General features: G+C 60.7%; 11 protein-coding genes. All 11 read left to right on the top strand.

Annotation, left to right across the window (positions count from 1 at the left end):
• Positions 1-850 (top strand): hypothetical protein (locus x551_RS18170; protein WP_216701341.1); only part of this gene is annotated, 850 nt, incomplete at its 5' end.
• Positions 847-1,563, top strand: coding sequence for a hypothetical protein (locus x551_RS18165; protein WP_152543574.1), 717 nt, complete (start codon positions 847-849; stop codon positions 1,561-1,563). The genes x551_RS18170 and x551_RS18165, both read left to right, overlap by 4 nt.
• Positions 1,560-2,270 (top strand): LamG domain-containing protein, encoded by a 711-nt coding sequence (locus x551_RS18160; protein ID WP_036234274.1) that lies wholly within the window; start codon positions 1,560-1,562, stop codon positions 2,268-2,270. The genes x551_RS18165 and x551_RS18160 overlap by 4 nt, the downstream gene beginning before the upstream one ends.
• 29 nt (positions 2,271-2,299) lie before the next feature.
• Complete coding sequence (locus tag x551_RS18155) at positions 2,300-2,542, top strand: hypothetical protein (protein WP_036234272.1); 243 nt, start codon at positions 2,300-2,302, stop codon at positions 2,540-2,542.
• Entirely contained in the window at positions 2,542-2,739 is a 198-nt protein-coding gene (locus x551_RS18150) for a hypothetical protein (protein WP_036234270.1), read from the top strand. The genes x551_RS18155 and x551_RS18150 overlap by 1 nt, the downstream gene beginning before the upstream one ends.
• On the top strand, positions 2,736-3,803 hold the full coding sequence (locus tag x551_RS18145) for a heparin lyase I family protein (RefSeq protein ID WP_036234268.1): 1,068 nt from the start codon (positions 2,736-2,738) through the stop codon (positions 3,801-3,803). The genes x551_RS18150 and x551_RS18145 overlap by 4 nt, the downstream gene beginning before the upstream one ends.
• A complete protein-coding gene (locus tag x551_RS18140; RefSeq protein ID WP_036234265.1) occupies positions 3,803-4,369 on the top strand; it encodes an N-acetylmuramidase family protein in 567 nt (188 codons plus the stop codon). Before x551_RS18145 ends, x551_RS18140 begins: the two co-directional genes overlap by 1 nt.
• Before the next feature lie 11 nt (positions 4,370-4,380).
• A complete protein-coding gene (locus tag x551_RS25910; protein ID WP_155935842.1) occupies positions 4,381-4,536 on the top strand; it encodes a hypothetical protein in 156 nt (51 codons plus the stop codon).
• A gap of 1 nt (position 4,537) precedes the next feature.
• Positions 4,538-4,666 (top strand): hypothetical protein, encoded by a 129-nt coding sequence (locus tag x551_RS27955; protein ID WP_255343849.1) that lies wholly within the window; start codon positions 4,538-4,540, stop codon positions 4,664-4,666.
• A complete protein-coding gene (locus x551_RS18135; protein ID WP_036249926.1) occupies positions 4,663-5,040 on the top strand; it encodes a hypothetical protein in 378 nt (125 codons plus the stop codon). Before x551_RS27955 ends, x551_RS18135 begins: the two co-directional genes overlap by 4 nt.
• A gap of 61 nt (positions 5,041-5,101) precedes the next feature.
• Positions 5,102-5,285, top strand: a 184-nt coding sequence (locus x551_RS26570) for a hypothetical protein (RefSeq protein WP_036249923.1), incomplete at its 3' end; no start/stop codon positions are given.

The following is a 5,285-nucleotide window of genomic DNA, read 5'->3' as shown; positions in this document are numbered from 1 at the left end:
AGAAAAGTGGCCCGGCGGCACTCTCAGGCTAATGCCAGACGGCGCAACGCTGTCAACCATCACGGAACGAGCGATCTTCGGTACATGCTCCACGACGCTTGCTGATTGGACCGGCCCCCGTATTTTCGATGAAGTAAGCACGGTGACGGTTGATGTTGGTTCGGGTGAACTCAGCAGCTCTACTCGTGACGCGATCCTCAACGACCAGTCCATCAACGCATACGCGATCGGAGTGGATGGTCGTTGGGAACTGGGGCAGTTCAAGACAGCATCGCTCATCAGCACAGGTGTTTACATCCTCAGCGGGCTTCTGAGGGGCTCCAGGGGGACTGAATGGGCCATGACAGGCCACACCAGTGGGGAAACCTTCCTGCTGCTTCAGGCAGCGGGCATGCGCAGGGTTCCGATGGAGACCGGCCAACTCGGCATCGAAAGAACCTACCGTGGCGTGACCCTTGGAAGGCAGCTCGATACGGCCGACGACGAACTCTTCACAAACATGGGTGTCGGCCTCAAGCCGTTCAGCCCGTTCGACGTGAGGGCCACCAGGGACTCGGGTGACATCACCTTGACCTGGCAAAGGCGCTCACGACTCTCCACCAGAACGATCGGCCCATTGGGGATTTCTATCCCTCTGGGTGAGTCGGTGGAAGCCTATTCGATCGACATCTATGACGACAACACCTACACGACCGTCGTTCGCACGCTCACCTCAACGACCACGAGTGTCGAGTACAGCTCGGCAGATCAGACGACCGACTTTGGTAGCCCTCAAGCAACCGTCTACGTCGGCGTTTACCAACTCTCTGCCCAAGTCGGCCGGGGCACTGAACTACAGGCAGCAGCATGACCTTTCCTCAAACCATCAATGCTTCCGCTTCGCCTGAAGTGCAGGTGAATGAGAACTTTCTAGGGATCGCTTGGACCGGGTGCTACTCCAACAAGCCAAGTACCACGACTGGGCTGGTTCGCGGATACAACGGCGGTCGTTGGGGCGGGTTCTCGAAGAGTGACGAGAACCACACCTTTGGGACGAGCGTCACGACTTATGTCTCTGTGGACAAGTCCGACGGGACGCTCGACTTCAGCACCGCCAACACCAACTACAACAACGATACCGACTATGCCCGCGTCGAGATCGTCGTTACCGACGGTTCTGGAGTGACGGGCGTCACGGATGACCGCGGCGGGCCAGGTGGTGTTCATGGCGGCGGTAGCGCGGGCGGCAGTGGTGCCTCGACGACGCAGACTGACGAGATGATGGCTGGCTATATCGGGACCGTTGCCGACAAGTCATACAAGATCGTCGTCAAAGCCGCCCATGGTGGGACGATCACCGAGACAACGACGATCTCTGAAAGCGGTACGGTCACTGCGACATTCAAGATCAACACCACGGCCCTGGGCGGTACTGCGAACTCCGTTTCAAGCTCCGAGCAGAGTCAGGCCCACGCGAGTTCGAACGTGTTCGTTGCTGGTGACGATATTGTCATCACGACAACCTCAAACAGCGCCTGCCTGGGGATGAGCTTCACGATCAAGTACACGCGCACCCTCGCATGAACATCTTCATCGACACGGCGTCTGGCGGTGGTGGTGGACCTGACCCGGACTTCTCCAGCGTCGTGCTTCTTCTCCCGATGACGGGGACGGACGGGAGTACGACTTTCGTTGACGAGAGCAACTCGGCCCACAGTGTCACGGCGGTCGGCAACGCCCAAGTTAGCGACGACACCGCTCCATTCGGCGACGAGGCGGCCCTGTTCGACGGTACGGGCGACTACCTGCTGATCCCGACATCGACAGATTTCGATTTCGGTTCGGGGCTAGCTACGGTCGAGGGGTGGATCTACATCACCGCCATACCGGCCGCAGCCCAGCCGATCTACTCGAACATGAACAACTTTGAGTCGGTCGGGTTTCACATCTGGATCGACAACAACGCCCAACTCCAGTGCTACGCGGCGGGGGCGACTGGCGGCTCCGTCAGTTCTCTCGACGTGCCGCGCAATGCTTGGGTGCATTGGGCCGTGACGAAGAACGGCGCTGCTTACGCTTTCTGGGTCGGTGGCGCTTCTGCTGGTGGATCTACCGTATCCAGTTCAACCATCCCCGCGTCGACACGAGACCTAAAGCTAGGCTCTGCGGAGCCTTTCTTCATCGCATCAAGCTACTTTGATGGGCGGCTTGGCCCAATTCGAGTGACGAAGGGTGTCGTTAGGTACACGGGCGCCTTCACGCCGCCGACAGCCCATTTCCCAAACTCGTAGCCCTGGCAAAACATTCACCAGAACATGACATGGAACACGACACCAAGACCAGCATCGTGAAAGGCAGCTCCGCATGGGTGGCCGTCTTTATCGCAGACATCGGGATCAACTCATGGGGCGATGCGGCTGCGATGTTGGCCGCTCTTTACTCGGTACTCCTGATCTTCGAATGGCTGTGGAAGCGGATCTTCCGTGGCATCGCTGAGCGTCATGGGTGGGTCAAGCCCCGCAAGCGCGGCTACATCGAGCACACCGGGCCGGGTGATCTCTGATGGACCTCAACAAGTTCGGAGGCCGGCGATTCCTGCTGTGCCTCGGCTGCGGCGTGGCGACCACCGTCCTGACGTGGTTCGGAAAGATCGACGCCGGCACCTACAGCCTCGTGATTCTCGGAACGGTCGGCGCCTACGTGACCGGCAATGTCTACCAAAAGCGCGAAGAGATTCGTGCAACCCAAGGAACCCCATGAAAAAGTTCGTTGCCCTTCTGGCGCTCTCGGGCGCCTTTTTTTCGTCCTTCGCGGACGTGACGGTCCAAGTCCCGCAGCAAGTCATCCCGGGACAGTCGATCACGATCCCCGCCGATCCTGGCCTGAGCAAGCGCATTGCCGATCTTGAGGCTGCGGTATCCGTGCTTCAGGGTGCGCCGGCACCAACGCCCCCTGCCTCGACGCCGGTCCCGCCTGTCGTTCCCGCCAGTTCCATCGCGGCAGCCGACGTGTTCGCGGAGCTTGATGCGAACAAGCCGTTCGCCCAGCAGAAGGGCGGCGCCGGTCTGGAGTGTGCCGGCGTTGGTGTTGGTGGCGTCTCGTCCCTGAGCGACTCCGCTGGTTACTTCAATTCAACGAGCCCGGCCGGCAAGCGTTTCGGCAAGGTCGCCGATCCGCTCGATCCGTCTAAGCAAGTGCTGCTGTTTGCGCCGACCCGCAACGACAGCACGGCCGGCGGTGGCGGTTCGAAGCGCTGCGAGGTGAGTTGGTGGACGGTGCAATCTGGGTCGATCAAGCCCTACGTGGACATCTGGCACGCCTTCGGTCTCCTGATGCCGGACGGAGGCTATGACTTCCAAGCGGTGATCTCGCAGTACCACCAGACCACCAGCCAAACGGTGAATCCTTGGTCTGCTATCCAGGCCGAGAAGGATCGCTTGATGCTGTTCGTTCGCAGCAACACCAACAGCCCGCCGACACAGGCCACGAACCAGACCCGCACCTTTGCTTCTCCCGGTATCCCGAAGACGAAATGGACGGTATTCGTCATCAAGATGCGGATCGACCCGCGGGCGGGTGGTCAAGGCTACTTCCAGGCCTGGCGCGATGGCGTGCAGTTCGCGAACTACGCCGGCCCCACCGGCTACGCCACGATCGACCAGAACCCGACGTGGCAGAAGTTCGGCTTCTACCCCTGGGACTATGCCAACTGGTCTAGCCCGACCGCTGTCCGAGTCCTGTTCAAGGCGCCGGTCTACGTCAAAGACCCGACCGGATCGAAGTACAGCGAATCCGATCTTCGGTCCTACGTGCTGGCGCGGTGATGAAACTCGCCACGCAGGACTTCGAGCGCGCCGCCCAGAGACTGCACTGCCCGCTCGCGGCTGTCCGGGCTGTCTGCGAAGTAGAAGCCCCGCGCGGCGGGTTCAATCCTGACGGGTCGGTGGTCACGCTGTTTGAGGGGCACTGGTTCTACAAGCTGACCAAGGGCGCCTACGCGCAGTCCCACCCGACCTTGTGCTTTCCAAACTGGACTCGCATCCACTACGGAAAGACGTGGCAGGAAGAGCAGGACCGCCTCAAGGAAGCGCAGTCCCTCGCTTACGACGCAGCGTGCAAGTCTGCATCGTGGGGGCGCTTCCAGATCATGGGCTTCAACCACGTCATCGTCGGCTTCGCTGGGGTCCGTGAGTTCGTCAAGGCCATGCAGGAATCGGAGGGCGCCCAGCTTGACGCCTTCATCGCGTTCATCGAGCACCAAGGTCTAGCCGACGAACTCCAGCGAGGCGACTGGAAGACCTTCGCCCGCATCTACAACGGCCCTCGCTTCTACGAGAACCGTTACGACGAAAAGCTATCCGCCGCCTACCGGAAGTGGGCAACCTCCTGAAAGGAACCATCATGGAACTCATCTTCGCTGCATTCTTCGGCGTGCTCGGCTTTGCCGGCGGCGCCTTCTGGTATCACCACAACCTCAAGCGTCACCCGGAGAAGATCGCAAAGATCGTCGCTGAGGTGGAAGCCGCGAAGGCCAAGGCTGACGCATTCCGGAGCTGACATGCGCGCCTTCACGGAGAAGCTCCTGGCTTCAGTCGTGATCCTCGTCCTCGGCCTGGGCTTCTCTGCCGCTGCGCCGATGGCGATCCTGTCTCTGACGTTCCGGTCGGTTCGTGAGGCGTGGCGGTGAACATCTACGCCGTATTGGCCGCTGTCGTGATGCTAGGCGCCAGCCATGCCGCGACCGGCTGGTGGTTCTACGGCGCTGGGCAGGACAACAAGACCGCCGAGCAATCCGCCGTGAGCGAAGCAGCCAAGCAAGCCGGTGAGGCCGCTGCCAAAGCTGCTGCAGCCGCAATCAGCAAGATCGAGGTGAAGCATGTCACGATCAATCAGCGGGCGGATACGGTCATTCGCGAGGTGCCTGCCTATCGTGAGTGCCGCCATGACCCTAGCGTCGTGCGCGACATCAACGAAGCCAGAACAGGGATCGTTGGCGGTGGCCTCGTGCCCCCACTTCAGCCTTGGTCGATGACTCCTTCGGGTCGACGACCCGGGCTCTGATCGACACATCGATCCAGTATCGAAAGTGCGCTTGTGCGGCCGGGGTCGTGGAGCTTTGCCAATGAGGCTCATCCTTGTTGTTTGGGAGGATGCCTCGGTAGTGGACGACGCGACTTGGATCGACCGATCCAGCGCCCCCAAAGCCCACGCCGTCATCTTCCATCAAGTCGGCTGGCTAGAAAGCATCGACGAAACAGCGGTCGTCCTGACTACGGCAGTCAGCGATCAGATCATGGCCGCGAGGG

This window comes from Methylibium sp. T29 (assembly GCF_000576205.1).
GTDB classification, from domain to species: Bacteria; Pseudomonadota; Gammaproteobacteria; order Burkholderiales; family Burkholderiaceae_C; genus Methylibium; species Methylibium petroleiphilum.
The sequence above is the reverse complement of the archived record's forward strand: the minus strand, read 5'-3'. Positions and strand labels throughout refer to the sequence as shown.

Coding starts and splice junctions, on each gene's coding strand:
- x551_RS18165 (WP_152543574.1), top strand. CDS start 847: ATGACCTTTCCTCAAACCATCAATGCTTCCGCTTCGCCTGAAGTGCAG.
- x551_RS18160 (WP_036234274.1), top strand. CDS start 1,560: ATGAACATCTTCATCGACACGGCGTCTGGCGGTGGTGGTGGACCTGAC.
- x551_RS18155 (WP_036234272.1), top strand. CDS start 2,300: ATGGAACACGACACCAAGACCAGCATCGTGAAAGGCAGCTCCGCATGG.
- x551_RS18150 (WP_036234270.1), top strand. CDS start 2,542: ATGGACCTCAACAAGTTCGGAGGCCGGCGATTCCTGCTGTGCCTCGGC.
- x551_RS18145 (WP_036234268.1), top strand. CDS start 2,736: ATGAAAAAGTTCGTTGCCCTTCTGGCGCTCTCGGGCGCCTTTTTTTCG.
- x551_RS18140 (WP_036234265.1), top strand. CDS start 3,803: ATGAAACTCGCCACGCAGGACTTCGAGCGCGCCGCCCAGAGACTGCAC.
- x551_RS25910 (WP_155935842.1), top strand. CDS start 4,381: ATGGAACTCATCTTCGCTGCATTCTTCGGCGTGCTCGGCTTTGCCGGC.
- x551_RS27955 (WP_255343849.1), top strand. CDS start 4,538: ATGCGCGCCTTCACGGAGAAGCTCCTGGCTTCAGTCGTGATCCTCGTC.